The following is a 19604-nucleotide window of genomic DNA, read 5'->3' as shown; positions in this document are numbered from 1 at the left end:
GGGCCGTTCCCCGTGCGCGGCGGGAGCATCTGGTGGGCACGTGTGTCTTCCTTAAGCTTGTAGCAGACGGAGTGGGGCGCTCGTGGGCCTGCCCTAGGTGGCTGATAACCCGTTGCGTTGGGTGCTGGAGGCGTCTTGCAGTGAGACGCGAGGCGTGACGCAGGCTTGGGGCAAGCGCTGGAAGATACGGGTCAGCCGGTGACGCGGAGTTCGATGAGCATGGTGGGGTCGCCGTCGGCGCCAGCCTCTCCGAAACCGGTGAAGTCGTTGGCAGGGGCATTGAGGACGGTGGTGGTGCCATCGTCCTTCTTGAGGGTGGTCTTGACCGGGTCAGCCGAGGTCCAGATGCCGTAGGCCTGGGGGATCTCGAGCGTGAGGTAGGCGGGCTTCACCTTGATGTCGAAGCAGAAGTCCTTCTGCCCGCTCCTGCTCTGAATCCAGATGTCCTCGCTGCCGTCGCACGTCATCAGCAGGAGATGGCCGTCACCGCGCTTGAGGACTGCCCCGGTCTCTGCCTTGATTCTGGCTGCACCCGGGTAGCTGAAGTCCTCGACGACGTGCGGCATCTCATCTGTGGCCGCGGCCGTGCTGCCGCCGGCGTTGTCGGCGTGAGCCACGCCGAGGGTCGTCGCGGTGGCCGCAGCGGCTGACAGCAGTACAGCGAGCAGGGCCCCGCGTCTACGCGTGATTGCCATAGTTCACCTCGGTCTATAGATGTCGCGAATTCAAGAGTGAGCCAGTCACTGGAGAAGTGAATTACACATAAAGCCTTCGCGGTAAGTCAACGGATGTGACGGGCGTCACAAGAGGCTGGCTATTTCCGGCCAACCCACCGGTATCTCGAGTGCCGCAATAAGGGGCGTGACGATCCTTGCGTAAAATCGGCCGCCAGAGACCTTCCGCTTGACCTTCTCTTGACGTATGATCTTCACTCGTCCTGCACTTATGGTCTACCTGACCTGCAAAGATGCCTCGATCGAACGGTGTTCAAGAGTGAAGACTGCCAACGAGGTGCAGGTCGGGTAAAGTGCATGATTTTGAGCATGATCGCTGAGCGGCGGTGCTTTTTTCGCCTATTCCTCGCTATGTCGTCAGGTGTATTTCGAGGCGTAGGTTGTTGTTTTTAGATGCCGTTTCGACGCTCGGCGCCTAGGCATTCTTCACCTTGCATAGGGGGCTGCCGGTGAGACGGCGCACGCCTTCCCGAATTTCTGGTTCGGGAGCGATAGGAAAGTATTCAACGCCACGACGAGCGCTTCAGGTACTACTGTCCGCAGGTCTGCTGTCGGGCCTGCTGGGGGCGCCGGCTGCGGTAGCGGAGGAGACCACGCCACTGCCCGCAGGAGTGCGGGCGGACGTCGTCAGCTACTGGGAGACCGGCGGGGCGGGTCTGAAGGAGGCCGCCGAGCAGGCTCTGCTCGGCGATGACGAGGCGGTCCGCAAGTTCCTCAACGAAGCCTCGGCCATTGCGTACGACGACGACCGCGTCGACGTGGCCCGCTTGGCGATGACTGGTGGGCCCGGCCTCCGGCAGGCTGCCAAAGAGGCGATGCGGCTGTCACCGGCCGAACTGGAGACATTCCTCCTCTCTGGCTACGAGGAGTCTCTGGACGAGGACCGCAAGGTCGAGATCGCCCGCATGGTCACGCTCGGCGGCCCCGGCGTACGGGAGGCGGGGAAGGCCGCCTTGCGCGGTACGGCCGATGACCGGGAGCTGTTCCTCAACAGTGGTCAGTACACGGCTCTTCAGGACGACAACCGCGTCGAGGTGTCCCGCCTGGCAACGCTCGGCGGCCCGAACGTGAAGGCAGCCGCCAAAGTCGCACTGCGCGGGACCGCCGCGGACATCGTCGAGTTCTTGGAGATCGGGCAGTTCACCGCCCGCAACCGGGACCAGGAGCATGCGTCGGTCGCCCAGCTGATCGAACAGGCTGAGCGGGCCGGCCGACTGGCCGACGACGCCAGGAAGACTGCTGAGGAGTCGTCCAAGAAGGCGATACAGGCCTCGGAGTTGGCCAAGGAGGCTGCCCAGAAGGCGGCTGCCGAGACCGCGGCTGCCAAGGACGACTCCAAGAAGGCCGCGGTCAAGGCCAAGCAGGCCGCTGACGCCGCGCGGGCTGCGGCTGACGCCGCGCAGGAGGCCATCGGGGCCGCGAATGCCGCCAACGCGGCTGCACGACGGGCCGCACTGGCCGCCGCGCAGACCGCTGCGGCGGCCGCCGCAGCCGCTGAAGCGGCAAACAACGCCTACAAGGCAGCCATCGCCGCCGCCCGCGACGAGGCAGATGCCGACGCCGCCAAGCAGGCCGCGCAACAAGCCAGGGCCGCGGGCGAGGCGGCCGAAGAATCCGCGATCGCCGCACAGAACGCTGGGCTGGCGTCAGCCGCAGCAGCAGTGGCAGCGGATTCGGCCATGAGCGCGTCCGGCAACGCCCGGGCTGCTGCCGATGCGGCAGAGGAAGCGAACGGTTACGCGGACGCGGCCGGCCTGCATTCCAGCGAGGCCCGGCAGGCTGCGGCAGAAGCACGCCGCCACGCCGATGCCGCCGACCGTGCAGCCGTCCGCTCCGCCGATCTGGCTCGCCGTGCGGCCACCGCCGCCTATGGAGCCCGTGACGCCGCGAACTCGGCCGCCGCCCACGCCAAGAAGTCCGCCGATTACGCCGACGAGGCAGCTGAACAGGCCGGCAACGCCGCCGCCTACGCTGCCACCGCACGCAAGAACGCCGACGCTGCGAAGGCCGCTGCCGATGCCGCGACAGCAGCCGTAGCCAAGGCCAAAGACATCTTCGAACTGGCCCGAAAGACGGAGAGCGCCGACCTCGAAACCCGCACCGACGCAGCCGTCGAACGAGCCCGTTCGATGAAGACGACCTCCACGGCGTCCATCTCGGCCTCGGCTGCGGCCCAGGTCGAGGCCTTGTCGCTGAGTGACACCGCGGCTGAACTGGCGCAGGAAGCCAGCCGGCCTGACGTAGACGTCCAGGCCACTGCCGTCCGGGGGCGCGAGCTGGCGATGCAGGCCCTGAAGCTGCTCGGTCCCTGGCACCAGGAGGCAGCCGCTCGCGCACTGGCAGGCACCGACCAGGACGTCCTGGATTACCTGCGCACCCGCTGGAAAGAAGCCGACCGCCACGACATCCGTCAGCGCGTCGTCGACCTGAGCTCGCAGAGTCCGTACGCCTCCATCCGTACCGCCGCGACCGCTGCTCTCAGCGGCACCCCGGCCCAGATCGAGAAGTTCTACACCTCTGGCCAGTACGAGGCCGGCCTGGACGACCTGAAGGTCGCGGTCGCCCGGCTCGCCGAGACCGGGGGCATCAGCGTCAGCAACGACGCCAAGAGCGCCCTCGCCAGCAGTAACGGCAAGGTACTGGCGACATTTCTGCACATCGGCCAGTACGAAGCACGCTTGACCGACGAGAAGGTCATCACCGCCCGTCTCGCCGAGACAGGCGGAGCCGAGGTCCAGGCAGCCGCGAAGATCGCACTCGCCGGCCCACCCGAACTCATCCACGAGTTCATCACCACTGGCCAGTACATGGCCCAACGCAAGGACGACCTCGCCGACGTCCACGTCAACCAGGTCCAGCGCCTCCTCGCGGAAGGCGGCCTGGTCGCCGCGCAGGCGAACGAGGACGCCTGGCGCGCCGCCGAAGCCGCCGCGAAAGCCACCAACGCCGCCGCCGAGGCTGCCAGCGCTGCGGCAAAGGCACAGGACTCCGCAGACCTGGCCGCGAAGTACGCATCGGACGCCGACGCATCCGCCGAGGCCGCCGTACGGAGCGCCGCCGACGCCGCCGCCTCTGCAACCGCCGCCCGCGATGCTGCCGACCGGGCTGCCCAGGATGCCACCGCCGCTGAGGACTCCGCGGCCGACGCAGAGTTCTCCGCCTCCTACGCCCGCTACTCCGCCCAGCAGGCCGACAACGCCGCAGACCGGGCCCGGGCCTCGGCCATCGCCGCGGGCAAGTCCGCCGACGAAGCGGAAGCAGCCGCCAGTGCGGCCTGGGAAAACACCCGCGCACTCGCCGAAAAAGAGGCAGAACAGGCCCGCAAACAAGCGGAGGAAGAACGTAAAGCGCAGGAGGACAACACTGCCCGTAACCGCTGCGCAAGTCTCCTCCCGCTGGACAGTTTTTCGCTTCCTGGCCCCATGCTCGAAACACTCAGGTCGGCCACGACCATCTGTGACGACGGGGCAATCGACAGGGCCGTGGAGCTGGCGAAGGACCCCCGTACCTACGCCACGATCATCTGGGAGCTGACGGGCCTCGCCGACGTCCAGCGCTGCATCGACAACCCCACCGCCGTCGGCTGCGTCATAGCCGTCGTCGGCGTCACGCCCTGGGGCAAGCTCAAACTCGCCGCCAAGATCGGCGACGGCGTCGCTGCCCTCAAGGGACTCCGATCCACTCGCCGCACCATCAGCTGCCTCACCGGGGCCGCACACAGCTTCCCCGCCGGTACCCCCGTGCTCATGGCCGACGGCACCGCACGCCCGATCGAACAGATCGACGCCGGCGACCACGTCACGGCCACCGACCCCACGACCGGCGAGACGGGCTCCCGGCGCGTCACCCGTACCATCCACACCCCCGACGACCGGAACTTCACCGACCTCACCCTGGCCGACGGCTCCACCCTCACCTCGACCAACCACCACCCCTACTGGTCCGTCAGCGACCAGTCGTGGAAAAACGCCGACGCGCTCACGGTCGGCGACACCCTGCGCACCCCGCAGAACAGCACTGCCACCATTGCCCGCACGCACAGCTGGGGAGGCCTGCAGGACGCCTACGACCTCACTGTCGAGGACCTGCACACCTACTACGTCTCCACCGGCACCACCAACGTCCTGGTGCACAACACGGACGGCTGCTTGGCTTGGGTAGACGAAGCCCTCGAAGGAATCGCCGACGAATGGGTGACCACCGGCGTGGTCCGGGACGCCCATGGCAACCCCATCCCGGCTCTTCCTGACCGCATGATCAGCGCAAACGACGCGGATCGGGACGCGGTGATCGCCTACTTGAAAGAGATCGGTTATGGTCACCGACTGCAGACGAATTTCCACGGAGAAAGCCACGTGGAAACGAAACTGGCTTACAAAATGTTGACGAACGGAGTTGAACACGCCTCCGTTGTGATCAACAACAACAGAGGTGTGTGTACAGGCAGGGATAGCTGTACCGAACTCGTCGAGGCCATCCTTCCTGAGGGGAATACGCTGACCGTGTATTATCCTGGAGCAAGGGAACCCACAGTGCTCGTCGGTAAAGGACCAGGCAGGCAGCAGTGATCGTCGAATTCTGGATCAACGGACAAATGGGGCGAGCCTCGACTCGACGTGAGGTGGAAATCGCCATCAGTCGAACTCTGAAAGAGCTCGAATCGGAGCGAGAGGTCCCTGTAGGGTTCGACCCGGGAACGACCGCATCGTTCCACGTATTCGACCTGCCCGCAGGCGCGGATGTTCCGAAGGTCGCCGAGAACTCCCTCACTATCGGCATAAATCGAACCACGGGATACGCAGGAATGATCTGGTGGGGTGAGCAAGTGCAGGAAAATCCAGATTATTTCTACTGGGTAACCAGCAGTGAGGATCCACCGAGTTTCGACCCCAGGGTTACGGCAGACCCCTGCTTTCCGCTGTGGTACGACAAGCGGAATGTGATACCCGTGCAAAAAGTCAAAGAAGCCCTTGAGGAGTTTTGTTTTAATCAAGGGAAACGCCCTGCAGTCGTTGAGTGGGAGCCGAGTACGGTAAACGGTCAGCGATTGGATTCGTAGAGATTTCTCCTCTCTGGCCGTAACTGGGAAGGCCGGACCGCGCTTTTGCGGCCCGGCCTTCTCGCACGTGACGTCAGACATGCAGGGAATGGCTTGGTTGCTACCGCACAAACGTTACGCCGAGGTGGTGAGCAGATACCGGCGGTGGTCGGTGACGAGGGTTGTCACGGGTCGTGTACGGCGTCCCGGCCGTCGATTCAGAGGGCCGTCGAGGGTTCGGGGAGGGGTTGGCCGGCTCTGGGAGGATCCAGGGGGCGCCGCAACGCGTGATCACTCCGGTGTTGGCCCGCATCCCAAGATCGAGCTCGGTGAGCCGAGGCAGGCGGTCAGTCCCGCCGGGAGCATCCCGTTCGCTCACGACCTACTCGCTCACAACATCGGCGGTCACGACGGCGTGGCGAGCGGGGGGACGACGCGAGACCGTGTACCACCGGCTCCACGACAACGGTCACCGGGAGCGGTGGCGGGAGGCCGTCACCAAACGCTCGCCGAACTCCGTTCGTCAGAAGCGGCGCCGCGGTCAGGTGAAGGGCGGTCGTGTCAGCGCATCAGGCTGAACACAACGGCAGCTGCCAGCCCCCCGAGCAGGGCGCCGACAACGGTTTGAGTGGGGGTGTGATCGCGGAGGACGACACGTGACCAACTGATGGCTGCGATTCCGAGCAACAACGGAGCCATGTTCATGCCGTAGGCGAGCAACAAGATCACAACTACCCCGCTGGCGACGGCGGTGTGCACCGAGACCTTCCACCAGACGGTCACGATCATGGTCACGATGAGGCCGACGAGCATGGCGACGACCAGGGCGAACACCTCGCGAGGCGCCTTGAAGGCAACGAGCAGCGAGATGCCGATGAGCACCGACGTCATCGTGGCGAGGAGGGGGACGGCGCGCTGCTCACGGACTGTTACATGTTTGTCGGTCCAGCTGCCGCGCTTCACGCCGAGCATGATGACGGCGAACGGGATGCCGCCGCAGAACAGGGCCGCCAGCACGCCCCGCCCGAGCCCCGTGACGCTGCTTGTGCTGTGCCAGCCGATGATCAGAAGTATCGCGTATAGCCCGACTCGTCTGCCGCTACAGGGTGTTCCAGCGAATCTGCTGGCGCAGACCGGTTCTCCCTAGGCACGTACGCAGCCGCGCAGGTCACCATAGGTGTGTGTACGTTGTCAACGCGCTCGATCATTGATGGGGCTATGAGGCCCGTGTACGGTGGCGCGTATGGCAGACCATCCCGCCCCGCCAGTTGGCGGACCTCTAGTCACCGGCTCTGAGATCGCCCGGCTTGCAGGGGTCACACGTGCCGCTGTCTCCAACTGGAGGCGTCGATACGAGGATTTCCCCGCGCCCGCAGGCGGCGGTGCGAACACCCCGTTGTTCGATCTGACCGCGGTGAAGGCGTGGCTGGACAAGCAGCGCAAGGGGCAGGATGTCTCGGCAGAAGTGTCGCTGTGGCAGGCACTGAGAGCGGCCTACGGCGACGAGATGATCGCTGGGCTCGCCGACGTCGCCCAGATGTTCGCCAGTGGTGAGGGTGAGGCCCCAAAGGCTCTGCCAACAGATGTCGTTCGACTGGCGCGGCAGCTCGCCGACAGTGGGACCCCCGGCGACGTGATGAGTGCGCTCACCGAGCGCTTCACCGACTCCGTACGCCGGGCGGGATCCGACCAGGTCACCTCACCGCGTATCGTGCGGGCCGTGCGGCACTTCGCCGGCGAAGTGCCGGCTGAAGCGGTCCTCTTCGACCCGGCGTGCGGTATCGGAACGCTCCTGTTGGCTGTCGGACCCGAGCTCGGGCCGACGCGGTGTGGTCAGGAGGCCGACGCCCGCAGTGCTCGATTCGCGCAGTTGCGAGCCGATCTCACGGCGCGCAGCGACGTCGACATCCGCACGGGAGATTCCCTGCGCGATGACCACTGGTCAGACCTCAAGGCCGATCTCGTCGTCTGTGATCCACCTGTCGGCACTACAGACTGGGGACGTGAGGACCTGCTCCTCGACTCGAGGTGGGAGCTCGGCACACCCTCACGTGCCGAAGGCGAACTGGCCTGGCTGCAACACGCCTATGCACACACCGTGCCGGGCGGGCGCGTTCTCATGGTCATGCCGGCCTCGGTCGCCTACCGCAAGGCGGGTCGCCGTATCCGGGCCGAGCTTGTGCGCCGCGGCCTCCTCACACACATCATCGCCCTGCCCCCGGGCGCTGCTGCTTCACACGCTCTCCCTGTGCATCTGTGGCATCTGCGCCGCCCGCAATCCCTTGATGACGCCACCGTCAAGGTGCGCATGGTCGATCTCACGGCGAACGATCCGGACGCGCCGTTGGAGCCAGAGGCCGACCAGTGGGTGGACGTCCCCCTGATCGAACTCCTCGACGACGCTGTGGATCTCACTCCCGGCCGTCACATCGAGGAGTCCCACCGTGACTACGCGACCGAATACCGGGCGCTGCGACAGGAGCTGGCCGAGCAGGTGGGCCTGCTGGCCGACCTGCTGCCGAGTCTGATGGGAGGCGGCGGCGCCGGTGCTTTGGAAGGGCCGTCGGTCAGTGTGGCCGACCTCGCGCGTGCAGGGTTGGTCGAGTACGGCGATCCGGAGCCGGTATCGGTGAGCGATCAACTCGATACCGATTACCTTCAGGGATTTCTGCGCAGCGCGGCGAACACCCGTCGGTCCACCAGTGCCAGTGGCACCTATCGGCTCGACGGCAAGGGGGCTCGCATCCCGCAGATGGACATTGTCGAGCAGCGTCGATACGGGGCAGCGTTCCGTGCACTTCAGGAGTTCGAGGAGCGGGCGCGCAGGGTGGCGGAACTCAGCGGACAGGCATCGGCGCTGGCACGGGACGGACTCGGTAACGGGGCTCTCAGACCCGGAGATTGACGGACAGTCACATAGAGGGAGCAGCTGTTCGCTACTTCGCTTGCGGAACGAACGGACTGGCCGATCCACTCCAGGACACCGCGAGCGCCTCCCGTGCACGCGTGCATGCCACGAACAGGAGACACCGCTCCCGGAGCAGGTCCGAATCGTGCTGCAGCGGGTCCACTGAGGCCGGCGTCACCTCGCGGGTGAAAGGAAGCGCGCTCGCCGTAGCTCCGACGACGGCGACGCAGCGGAACTCCAGTCCCTTCATGGCATGCATGGTGGCCAGTCGTACGCCGTCCGTGTCCGGCCGCGGGTCGTCCCTGACCCGGACCACCGGCACCCCGGCTGCGACCAGCTTGTCGTACGCCTTGTCGAGCAGCACGTTGAAGCGGGCGCACACGCCGATCTCCGACGACCGGATGCCCTGCGCGATCCAGGTCTCCACGCGCTCGACGAGCGCCGCGATCTCCGCCTGTTCCGAGCCGTATCCGTTTATATGCGGTGTACGGCCGTGCAGGAGCGACCGGTAGCCCGCCAAGGTAGCGCTGCCCTCGCCACCCAGGTCGTCGACCGACACCGGGGTGAGGATGCCTGTCGACCAGGCAAGGATCTCTTCCGTACTGCGGTAGTTGATGCGCAGGCGGTGCGTTCGTCCAGTGACAGAGATGCCGAGGGAACCGAGGGAGACCTTCGAGTCGTAGATCCGCTGGTGCGGGTCGCCGGTGATGAACAGGTCATCGCTGCCCGCTGTCACTGCGCCGCGCAGGACGCGCCACTGGGCCGGGTGCAAGTCCTGCGCCTCGTCGACGACCACATGATCGTGCGTGGGGGAAGAAGCGGCCAGGAGTTCGGCCGCGCGGGAGCACACCTTGAGATGGGTGGTGGATTTCTGGTCGCGCAGCATGGACTCGAACAGTTCGATGGCGGGCCACAGTTGCTCCCGTTTGACGGACGACAACGCGCTGCCGCGACCGCGCCGGGAGGCCGCGCGGTAGTCGTCCAGGTTACGGAGATCCTGCGCGAGGACGACGTGGCGGTACTCCTGGGCCAGGAACTGCTCCGTCCAGGGCAGGCCGAGCTTCTTGACCACCCGATGCCATATCTGTCGCTCTTCCCGGTCGCCGATCGGGGAGGGCGCCCGGCCGTCGAAGCGCGTGACGATGCCGTGCGCATAGGCGTTGACCGTGGTCACCTCGACGCGGGTGAGCAGTGATGCGTCGTCCAGGAGAACGGCCAGGTTCTCCCGCAGTGACGCCGCAAGGGCGTTGGTGAACGTGGTGAGCAAAACGCGGGTGTCCGGTGAGCGGGTGAGCAGGTGCTTGACCCGGTGCAGTGCCGCGACGGTTTTGCCGGTCCCCGGGCCGCCGGTGACCTGTACCGGGCCGCCGTACGACGTCCGGTAGGCGACGCGGCGCTGTGAGGGGTGCAGGAACACCCGCCAAGCCGTGAACGGCTTCTCCAAGATGTCGGCGAGTTCCTCGGAGCCGGTGACGAGGGTGATGCGACTCGTGGTGTTGGCGATGACGACGGCCAGGCTTTCGTCGGGATCGGGCCCCGCGTCGACGGGCCGCCGGACGGCGACCACGTCCCGGTACACCTCTTCGGGGCTGAAGCCCTCGGCGAGGTACTGCAGCACCTCGCACTGGTCCTCCGGCAGCAGCGTCTCGAAGGCCCGCAGCTGCGCCTTGTCGACGATGGTCCGCACGGCCCGCAGAACCTGTTCGTCGATGCCGAGTTGGCGCAGCACCGTGTCCGAGTACTGAGCGAAGAGAAGCGAGTCGGCGACCGCGGCGGCCTTTTCCAGGGCCGGGGTCAGCTGCTCGATCGCCGCGACGTTGCGGACCTCCAGCGCCCGGGTCGCGGAGTTCGTCGTGTACAGCCGCTTCGCGGCCCAGGTGTAGGCGTCGTCGTGGGGAACGACGTTGACGAGCAGGAAGACTTCACTGCCGTCGTCAGGGGCGAGGACGACGCCCCGCCAGAAGTCGTTGACGCGGATGGTCCGCATGCGGGGGTCGCGTGCGTTCTCCACGGACTCCAGGTGCAGCCCCTTGTCCGCATGCAGTTCGGGCACGGTCAGTTGCTGGAACTTCTGCATCGCCTTGCGCACACCGGCCTTGACGGGCCGCTCCAGGACGTCGTAGCTCTCCCAGAAACTGTTGGCGAACGCGAGCTGCGGCACGAGGCGCACTCCCCATCCTGAACGGACACTCCGCGATCGATCATACGCGCGGGGTGTTCACCAGCTGGGCGGCTACCCGATCCACCTCCGACAGCAGGCCGGAGGGTTCCTGATCGAGGTCGAGAGCGTGCTGGTGGATCACGATGCCCGCGTGCCTCACCCTGTGGGCCGCGTGTGGCGCGTTGCCCTTGGCGTACACCAGGTGACCTTCGCGCAGGCCCAAGGCGGTGCAGTACGCGAGCATCTGGTAGAGGTCGGCGTCCGGAAAGCCCTCCCGCTTCTCGGCCTTGTACTTGGCGTCGACCACGGCGCACGGGGTGCTATTCGGTCCGTACAGCACGAAATCGGGCTTCATACGGATCGCGGAGGCCTCGTCGAGGTGATGGGGATCCTGGAGCCGTGCCGAGTGCCCGAAGCTCCGGCACGACTCCCGCAGAGCCACCGTCACAAAGTCCTCGAAGAGCTTGTTCATGTCGAACAGGAACCCGTCGACGCGCAGTGCACCGGGCGCGTGCTCGACAGAGGCGTTCTCCAGGACGACTCGGGCGAGATGCAACGCATGCTGGTAGCGCGTGTTGAGCCGGCTCGACTGCCAGACAGGCAGGGGTTGACCGCGCACGATCACCGCGACATCGACCAGACGGGCACGTTGATGCAGCAGCCTGCGACGTACGTCGGGGGGTACGCCGGGCAGTCGAAGGAGGCGCTCGACGGCAGCCCGCAGCAGGCGGTTCTCCGCAATGTCGGTGGTGAACTCGTCGTACTCCACCTCGACCGGAAGTGTCGCACCGAACCGCCGTCGTATCTGGTCGGCTTCCCGGATGCGGCCCCGGACGACCAGGGACGTCTCCTCTCTCCTCTGATATCCCTGGAGGAGCCCCTGTCGCAGGGCGCGGTCGACCTGCCGTTCCACGGCATGGGCGAGGGCGCGCAGCAGATCGCGGTGCCCGGTGACATCCACCTCACCGTCTCGCCAGCCGCCCTTCGGGTCGAGGCTGTACCCCAGGAGGAAGAACAGGCGGGTGATGGGAACCTTGGGGGTGACGCGTACGGTGACCGGCTCGTCGTTCCCCGGCATCGCGACCGCCACCGCGCCGACCTTGCTGCCGGCCCGCAGGGACCAGTGGCCCGGGACATACGGATCAGGAACCGCGTCCACGATGTCCCCGGCCGCCAGTGCTCGTCCGACCGCGTCCGGCAGGGCAACGCCCACGGCCGGCGCGTGCTCGACGAGTTCGACGACCCCGGTCACCTCGACGACTCCCGCAAGGCAGCGAGGCCGTACCGCTTCTCGACGTCCACGCCTTCCCCGTAGTGGTACTCCTCCAGCAGCGGAAGGATCTTGGTCCGCCACGTTCTTTCGAGCCCGCCCTCCCGATAGACGCCCCTCTTCATCAAGTACGAGGGCCCGACGCGGAAGTCGGCATCGTCGATACGGGAGTTGAGCGCATCGAGCAGGTCGGCCGGCTCGGCATCGTGGCCCTCGCGAGCGAGCCAGCGGCGCAACAGTCCGCTGGTCGGCTCGGTGCGCGGGGACAGCTCGACGAACGCGAAGCGTCGGCGCATTGCCGCGTCGACGAGGGCGATGGATCGGTCGGCGGTGTTCATCGTGCCGATCACGAAGAGGTTGGGTGGCAGCGCGAAGTCGTCACCGGAGTACGTCAGCCGGACCGACTTGTTGCGGTATTCCAGCAGGAAGTACAACTCGCCGAAAACCTTGGCCAGGTTGGCGCGGTTGATCTCGTCGATGATCAGGAAGTGCGGGATGTGCCGGTTGCCTTCGCGGGAGGCCAGATCGGCGAGTTCACGCAGCGGACCGGCAGTGAGCCGGAAGGCGACCTCGCGGGTCTGTGGATCCTCCTGCGGCCGGAAACCCTCGAAGAAGTCCTCGTACGCGTACGACGGATGGAACTGCACGAGCTTGACCTGCTCAGGCCCGCCGCCGAGGAACTCGGCGAGTTTAAGGGCGAGATACGTCTTGCCGGTCCCGGGAGGGCCGTACAGCACCAACTGTCGTTCGTCCCAGAGCAGATCACGCACCTCGCGTAGCCAGGCGGTGTCGTGTACGAGGAGCTCGTCCGTCAACTCGTCTGTGGGCTCGGGCAGCTCCAGCTCGCGTCGGGCGGTGAGCGCGGGGATTTCCAGGCTCGGGTCCCGATCGGCGGCCTCGGCCTCCTCGATCAGGTCCTCGTCGCTTATCCCCAGGCCGTCAATGAGATCCTTCACCGCGGTCAGATCGACGACGTCATGCTGTGCGGAGAGTTTCTGCTGGAGCGCCTCGGGCAGGCCTTCGTAGGCGTGCCCGTCGTCCGCCCAGTCCACCGGTCGGCGCAGATCCGACCGGCCGTCCTCGGAGGCGATTTGCTCGGCGTCTCCCGTGATCTTGCCGACGTACAGTCGGCCGCCCGAAATGGTGCACATGGTGTCGCCCGGCCTCATCCGGGAGAGGAACATGTGCAGTTCCTCGACCAGCTGCACTTTCTGGTTGTACGTCGCGGTGGAGGCGTAGTCCTCCTCGACGGCGTTGCGCAGCCGGTCCTTGCTGATACCCAGCTCGACGCCTTGTCGCAGATGGCGCGCTCGCAGGGTCACCAGCCCCTCCGGCAACCACAGGCGCCGGACGAGGTCGAGGCCCGAGACATTGGAACCGCGCACCAGCCAGGCTCGATTGGGCCCCCACCACACCTGGTCGAGGTAGTCCGAGAGCGGATGGCCGTCGCCGGTCTTCCACTCCAGCCAGCCGTTGGCACTGCGACCGACCAGGATCTCGGCGGCGGCCGACGGCGAGTTGCACTCGACGTCCTGCGCGAGTTCCAACCAGCCGGGCCAGGTCTCCGACTCCGTGAGAATCCCGGCCTCGATCAGGCGCTGCCGCAGGCGATACGACGACGGCATGCGGACGGGGAAGGACGGCACGACCTCCGGGCGCCCCGGCGACCCGGCCAGGACGACGAACTTCTGGCTGCCGTTTGTCCCCTTCTCGCTCAGCAGCCGTCCCCGGGCCTCGGGACCGCCCCCCGGCAGCCGCAGCCGGAACTCCGGATACTCGTGAGCCATGGATCGTCCTTCTCGCTGGTCCGGTTTGGTCCGCAGCGTACTGGGAGCACGGACACCCCTCAGGTGGCCGAACGCCGTCAAGGGTGTCTGAGCAGGCGCTGGGCAGAGTCGGTGATCCACCTTCCGATCGCCTTGCGCAGGGTCTGGTTGTCCGCGAGGTGTTCCTCGTACTGCGGCCAGTGGGCGCGCGTCCGTTCGACGGTTTGCACGGCCTCCTCGGTCAGCCGGGCGCGAGTGGGCCCGAAACGGTGGTCCAGGGCGCCTTCCAGCCGGTCGAAGGCGGCGAGTCTTACCCGGTCGAACGACTTGCTGCCCCCGAACTTGAGCCCGAGGTCCTCCGGTTCGTCGCTCGGCGCGTAGGGGGCTGTGGACACCAGGTCGTACACCGGTGACAGTGACGGGAGCCGTCGGTCTCGATAGATCAGCGACCAGTTCTTCAAGTGGGCATCGCCGTTGCCCACCACCACGGAAAAGGCTATGCGCCGGGCCGCCTCACGCAGTGAGTCCACGTCGTGGCCGCGATAGGCGATGGCTGCGACGGTCTCGAACGTCGACTGGTACTTGTCCTGGGGGTACTTGTCCCTGACCTGTGCGAAGTCCTCGATGTGGATGGGGGCGCGACGGGCGTCCCGGGTTCGGTCGAAGCGACGGACGGCATAGGCCCATTGCTCGTCGTTCGGCCACATGCGGTCGGGCAGGCCTTCGAGCTCATCGCGGTGCATGAGGCGCACGTCCGGGACGTCCAGTCCGGCGGCCCGGGCCAAGGACATGACGGTGTACTCGTTGCGCGGTACGTCGGCATGACGGTAGTCCGGGAACTTGACCAGCCAGTCGCCGTGTACGCCGGCGGCGGGGACGGTGAGTCTGTCTCCTCTGGCCAGCATGGAGAACTTCAGAGCGACCCCGGCCAGGGAAAACCGCCATGGCGAGTCGGCGGAGGGGAAACCATAGGTGCCGCCAGGGCGTTTCCCGTCTGGTCCCGACTGCTCGCTGTCAGGCCACTCCCAGCCTTCGTCGGGGCCGTCGGCAGGCAGCACCTGGACGGCGCCCGGCAGGTCATGGCCCACCTGGGCCAGGAGTTCCATCTCCCTGTCGAGTGAGACACCCCGGTCGTCGGCGATCCACTCCCGCAGCGGGCCTTCGGGAAGGAGGTTGGAGAACCAGCGGGGCAGCCGCAGAGCGGACGCGTAAGGGGCGCGTAGATTCTCCTCGAAGCGGAGGCCGAGGACCGGCCGCTTCGGGTCGGTCACATAGGACTCGTTGACGATGAAACGCGTGTAGTCACCCTTCTGGCACAGCGTGCCGATCCGGCGGGAGTGCAGGAGAACGGCGTAGTACGTCTCCGGGAGCGTGGTCATGCGCGGCGGTGTCCTGTTCGCGGGGGAGCGGACTGGTCAGAACAGCTCTTCGGGCTCTTCGAGTTCGTCGAGGGCATCGAAATCCAGAGAGTCCAACGAGGGGGTGTCCTCGTAGTTCCACTCGGCCATGCGCCCGAGGAAGTCGGCCAGATGCTGCTGGATGATCTGCTGCCGCAGATGGAGGAAGCCTTCGCGATCTCCCTCGGCGAGTGCCCGACTGGTCTGGTCGTTCATCGTGTGCGAGGCCAGGACCTGGTCCCAGGTCTCCGCGTCCAGGTGAGGGGGACGACGAGCGAGCAGCGTGGTGATCTCGGACACGGGGTCCTCCGCGCTGGGCAGGAACAGCCGGTTCGCCGCGTACAGGACCTGCTGGGAGGTGAGTCCGCGAGGAAAGACCACATGAGCCACCGTGCCGGCCGTCTTCTGGTCGGCGAGCAGCGTCGAGAGGTTCTGGAGGTCGAGGGGAGCGCCGGTGACCAGGGAGCGCGGGCGCAGAGACCACCAGGAGCTGAGGATGATCTTTGCGGCGGCCTCGTTGGTCCGGAACCGCTCGATGGTCGGGATCGCGGGCTGGGCCTCGGCCATGGCGTCCATCAACCCCATGATCGAACCGCTCTCGTCTCCCTTGCGGATACGGGCGCACAGGACCCGCGACACCTGAGTGAAGCTGCCCTTGAACACGGCGGGACCGGACACGGCCACACGCCAGTACAGCCGTCGCAGCAGACGGCGGGTATTGGGCTCGGGGTCGGGGAAATGGGCGAAGAAGCGGGTCAGTACGACGAGCAGTGCGCGGTAGACGAGGAGTGCGAGGTGTGGCACCTCCGCTTCGGTCTGCAGAAAGCCGATGGCGCGGACCAGGGCCTCTTCGCCCTCGCCGTAGGCCGCGTACTGGTCCTCGTCCTCGAACTCCGGGGCGGTTCGACGGCCGGTGGAGCTGAACTCGTTGCGGATGTCCCGCGACGGGTCGGGCCCGCGCCGCGCGAGGATCGAGGCGAGGACGGTGTCCGTGTCGATGGTGCCGAAGCCGGTCCTGGCGGCGATGCGGTCAGCGATGCGGGAGAGGTTGAGCCGCTCCTCGGCTCCCTCTTCCGGACCCGCGTAGAGCGCGGAGAAGATCTCCGCCCGGTTGAGGCGCTTCCCGTAATTGTTCATCCGGTCGAAGATGTCGGTCAGGATGTCGAGATCGTCCTGCCGTACGAGATAAGCGGGCACCTTGTACTGGCGCAGAGCGGTGGCGACGCGGTCGGCTTCGTCGAAGAGCTCGGGGACCAGTTCGCCCTCCGTGCGGAACCAACTGAGAAGCTTCTTCAGATCGAAGAGGACCGGCAACGCGATGTGCTCGGGCTCACGCGTCTTGGGCTGGCCGATGAACCGCTTCTCCCTGAGGTCGTAGTAGATGGAGAACGGCTCGTGCAGATGCCCTTCGGGACTGAGTGCATTGGCGAGGCTGGTGATGCGCTGCTGCCCGTCCACCACCCAGAAGGCGTCCGGAGAAGCCGACGCGTCGATCTTCAACTGGCCGAGCGTGAACGAACGCGCAGGCGTCTTGCGGACCCAGAGGAGCAGATTCCCGATGGGGTAGCCCTTGACGATGCTGTCGAAGAGACGGAGTACATCGGTGGTGCCCCAGCGGAAGTCGCGCTGGAAGTGCGGAACGTGGATCCTGCCGTTCCAGGCCTGGGCCACGAGGTCGCCCAGCTCGTACGTGGTCGCGCTGGGCTGGGTGTCCAGGCCTGCGGTGGTCATCTTCGTGTCCCCTGGTCGGCGAGCTGACGGTGGGTTGCCTCATCAGTATGGCGAGTGGGCGTTAGCGATGTCAACGAATGTATGTCCTAACGTCTGTTGACGATGTCAACGAGCCAGCGTTACCTTCAGTCGTGCGCACGGTTCAGGTCGATGCTCATGGGGGCAGACCGGAGTGACTGTCAACGAACGCAAAGTGATGAAAGTGCCACAGGCACGCCATGTGTCGGCATAGTCTGCGGAATCACCGCAGGTGAGCCGGGGCGGGTCGTGGTGCGGCGGAGGTGTCATGGGTGGGGACTCGTATGTGCCGGGAACGGCTGGCGACGACGGGGAAACGGGGGTGCCCGATCCATACGGTGATCAGGCCCTGCTGACTCCCGCCATGACCATGGGGCACGACGCGGTCCCCGAGCAGGAACGCGAGCGACTCCGGCGCTACCTCGGAGCCGTTGTCGCAGCCCGCCCCGCGCCGGTGCACACCGCGGTCGCCTTCAATGCCGTGTACTTCGGGTACGACCTCGGCGGCGAGGGATACGGCGGCAGCCCGCTGCACCTCGACGACTTCCCCGTGATCACCTTCGGTGAGTGCGCTCCCGTGCTGCCGGTCGGCGCGATGGTGTGTGTCGCCACCGGGTCGGATCCGCTCTACGCCGAGATCGTCTATCGGGAAGGCGCCCACCCGGAGGTGAGCGCGCACGGTGACGTACCAGCCTGGGTGTCGGGAGCGCCTGCGGGTGCCGCAGGGCCGGGCGAGCCAGGAAGCGGCTCCACCCCGCGGCGCAGGGAGCTGCTGGTTCCAGACGTCCACGCCTTCGGGCCGGCCCTGAGCCTGTCGCCGGCCCAGCTCCACCGGTTACGCACGCGTCGGCGCTGGATCAACGCGGACGGTCATGTCGTTGTCGACGTGTGCTACCCGTCCGCGGAGGGCGCCGGACGCGACGATCTCGCGGCGTACGCGGACCATCTCCTGACGACGGCACGGGAGCAGCTGCTCAGCCCGTTCGTGCCCGTCTCCCTCGCCGAGCTGGTCGGCGGAACCCGCGACGAGGACCTGCGGTCGGGGTTGCTCGGCCTTCTCGACACGGTACGTGGTGTCCTCAACTCCAGCGAGGAGTTACGCACTTGGGGTCACTACGCCATGACCCGCACCTCGCTCGCGGAATGCTGGCGCGACACCGGACCGCTGGGCGGAGACGATCTCAAGTCCCTCGCGGCAGCGGTGGAACACGCGGCCGTCCCGGCGAAACGGCGTCACGGGCTCATCTCGCCGGTCTCCGTGTACACAGCGGTCGGGCCGAGGCTTCGCGGATTTCCCGGGGCCGCGGAACAGCTCATGGGAGTGGGGTACGCCGCCGCGGTGTGTCGGGCGAACGTGGCGCTCGCCGATGTGGTCCAACGGGACAGTGACCAGGGCCTGTTCGCGAACGGCTCCCGCGTCACGCTCGACGACGCCTTCGAGAGCGGAGGCGTGTGGCGGTCCCATCACCCTGGTGACGCGGAACCCCCTGGAGATCCGCTGGCTCCGGCCGGACACGGCTGGGCGTCCACCCTGCCCGCGCAACCGGAGCCGGAGCCGGAAGCGGAACTGGACCCGATCGACCTGCCACTCGCCGACGAAGCCGCTCTCGGTCCCAGCGAACTTCTGCGGAGTGATGCGAACGGCGTCGTCTGGCGGGCACCCTTACGGCTGGCTCACCTCATCGACGGCTGGTTCCCTCTGCACCCGGACGTCGTACGAGAACTTCGCCGGTCGTACGGCCGGCGCTCCACTCTGCGCCTCGAACTCGACCACGTCGGCGAGATGTCGGACGAGAAGGAGGCGGTGCAGGATGTCACCGTCGAACTCGGCGACGACATGGACCGGGTGACCGGCATCCTCTGGCCTCAGGGGTTCTTTCCCGGCCTGATGCTAGAGATTCGCTGGGTCCTCGGCGACACCGTGATCCGTGTGGCGACGATGCGTCTCAAGGAGCGCGTGCGGGTCGGCGACCGTGAGACCAACCACTGCTACGACACTCGTGTACTGACACGGGAGGACGTTCCCGGCAGCGGCCGCCATGGTGACAGCGCGGTCGGCCTCGGGCCCCGGCAACTGGTGATGCGCACCGTGCGTCGATGCGGGCTGCTCACGCTGGACGGCCATGCCCTGTTGGACCGTTCGGTCCTGCCGAGCGCGGTCTACGGGCGCCGGCCGGCACCGTCACAGGCCGCCGCCCTGGAATCGGCGGTCGACGAACTGTTCGCGGAGCGGGTTCTGGAACCGGCCCTCGGTAGCCGGGACGCCTGGGGCCAGCCGCACTACCCGGCACGAGAACAGCAGCCGGTCATCCCCCTCATCGGATACCGCCCGGTCCGGCGACGGGTGATACGCCCTTGGGGCGGCACGGAACCGGGCGGTGCCGGACTGCCCGGCATCCAGTTCGTCCCCGGTCATCTGCGCCGCCTGCGACCGGGATGCTCGCCCAGCGAGGTCCAGAGAGCGGCCTTTCGCGACCACTGCCGCAGGCTCGGCAAGGCGGATGGCTGGGAGCTGCCCTTCGGCTACACGTTCGTCACCGAGCACACGCGCGGTCATTGATCCGGCCGCGGACCTCCCGCG

The 19604-nt window shown here is 66.8% G+C and carries 11 protein-coding genes; 4 read left to right on the top strand and 7 right to left on the bottom strand.

Annotated elements, in window-relative coordinates; translation table 11 throughout:
• Window positions 1-191: 191 nt before the first annotated feature.
• Complete coding sequence (locus tag AC2XR2_RS12705) at window positions 192-695, bottom strand: hypothetical protein (RefSeq protein ID WP_491515084.1); 504 nt, start codon at window positions 693-695, stop codon at window positions 192-194.
• A 650-nt stretch (window positions 696-1345) separates the two neighbouring features.
• Between AC2XR2_RS12705 and AC2XR2_RS12700 the strand changes: the two genes are divergently transcribed.
• Window positions 1346-5302 carry a DddA-like double-stranded DNA deaminase toxin gene (locus tag AC2XR2_RS12700; RefSeq protein ID WP_491515083.1) on the top strand — a complete coding sequence of 1319 codons (3957 nt, stop codon included), beginning with the start codon at window positions 1346-1348 and terminating at the stop codon, window positions 5300-5302.
• Window positions 5299-5793: an Imm1 family immunity protein gene (locus AC2XR2_RS12695; protein WP_491515082.1), complete on the top strand. Its 495-nt coding sequence runs from the start codon at window positions 5299-5301 to the stop codon at window positions 5791-5793. Before AC2XR2_RS12700 ends, AC2XR2_RS12695 begins: the two co-directional genes overlap by 4 nt.
• Before the next feature lie 540 nt (window positions 5794-6333).
• Here AC2XR2_RS12695 and AC2XR2_RS12690 read toward each other — a convergent pair.
• Window positions 6334-6789 (bottom strand): phosphatase PAP2 family protein, encoded by a 456-nt coding sequence (locus tag AC2XR2_RS12690; protein WP_491515081.1) that lies wholly within the window; start codon window positions 6787-6789, stop codon window positions 6334-6336.
• Window positions 6790-7015: 226 nt separating this feature from the next.
• Between AC2XR2_RS12690 and AC2XR2_RS12685 the strand changes: the two genes are divergently transcribed.
• Window positions 7016-8677 (top strand): N-6 DNA methylase, encoded by a 1662-nt coding sequence (locus tag AC2XR2_RS12685; protein ID WP_491515080.1) that lies wholly within the window; start codon window positions 7016-7018, stop codon window positions 8675-8677.
• 31 nt (window positions 8678-8708) lie between these two features.
• Here the strand turns inward: AC2XR2_RS12685 and AC2XR2_RS12680 are convergent, their stop codons facing one another.
• From AC2XR2_RS12680 to AC2XR2_RS12660, 5 genes are all read right to left on the bottom strand, one after another.
• Window positions 8709-10841 (bottom strand): UvrD-helicase domain-containing protein, encoded by a 2133-nt coding sequence (locus AC2XR2_RS12680; protein ID WP_491515079.1) that lies wholly within the window; start codon window positions 10839-10841, stop codon window positions 8709-8711.
• A 40-nt stretch (window positions 10842-10881) separates the two neighbouring features.
• On the bottom strand, window positions 10882-12093 hold the full coding sequence (locus AC2XR2_RS12675) for an McrC family protein (RefSeq protein WP_491515078.1): 1212 nt from the start codon (window positions 12091-12093) through the stop codon (window positions 10882-10884).
• Complete coding sequence (locus tag AC2XR2_RS12670; protein WP_491515077.1) at window positions 12090-13898, bottom strand: DUF4357 domain-containing protein; 1809 nt, start codon at window positions 13896-13898, stop codon at window positions 12090-12092. The genes AC2XR2_RS12675 and AC2XR2_RS12670 overlap by 4 nt, the downstream gene beginning before the upstream one ends.
• 77 nt (window positions 13899-13975) lie before the next feature.
• The gene (locus tag AC2XR2_RS12665; protein ID WP_491515076.1) at window positions 13976-15256 is read right to left on the bottom strand and encodes a type II toxin-antitoxin system HipA family toxin; all 1281 of its coding nucleotides are present in this window, start codon (window positions 15254-15256) and stop codon (window positions 13976-13978) included.
• 36 nt (window positions 15257-15292) lie between these two features.
• On the bottom strand, window positions 15293-17005 hold the full coding sequence (locus tag AC2XR2_RS12660) for a DUF262 domain-containing protein (protein WP_491515075.1): 1713 nt from the start codon (window positions 17003-17005) through the stop codon (window positions 15293-15295).
• A 340-nt stretch (window positions 17006-17345) separates the two neighbouring features.
• Between AC2XR2_RS12660 and AC2XR2_RS12655 the strand changes: the two genes are divergently transcribed.
• Window positions 17346-19583, top strand: coding sequence for a hypothetical protein (locus AC2XR2_RS12655; RefSeq protein WP_491515074.1), 2238 nt, complete (start codon window positions 17346-17348; stop codon window positions 19581-19583).
• Window positions 19584-19604: the final 21 nt, after the last annotated feature.

This window comes from Streptomyces sp. LS-MS-L19 (assembly GCF_058382285.1).
The sequence above is the reverse complement of the archived record's forward strand: the minus strand, read 5'-3'. Positions and strand labels throughout refer to the sequence as shown.

What these genes read in the sequence shown, in the direction of transcription:
- AC2XR2_RS12705 (WP_491515084.1), bottom strand. Translation starts at nt 695, where the DNA reads ATGGCAATCACGCGTAGACGCGGGGCCCTGCTCGCTGTACTGCTGTCA.
- AC2XR2_RS12685 (WP_491515080.1), top strand. Translation starts at nt 7,016, where the DNA reads ATGGCAGACCATCCCGCCCCGCCAGTTGGCGGACCTCTAGTCACCGGC.
- AC2XR2_RS12670 (WP_491515077.1), bottom strand. Translation starts at nt 13,898, where the DNA reads ATGGCTCACGAGTATCCGGAGTTCCGGCTGCGGCTGCCGGGGGGCGGT.
- AC2XR2_RS12665 (WP_491515076.1), bottom strand. Translation starts at nt 15,256, where the DNA reads ATGACCACGCTCCCGGAGACGTACTACGCCGTTCTCCTGCACTCCCGC.
- AC2XR2_RS12660 (WP_491515075.1), bottom strand. Translation starts at nt 17,005, where the DNA reads ATGACCACCGCAGGCCTGGACACCCAGCCCAGCGCGACCACGTACGAG.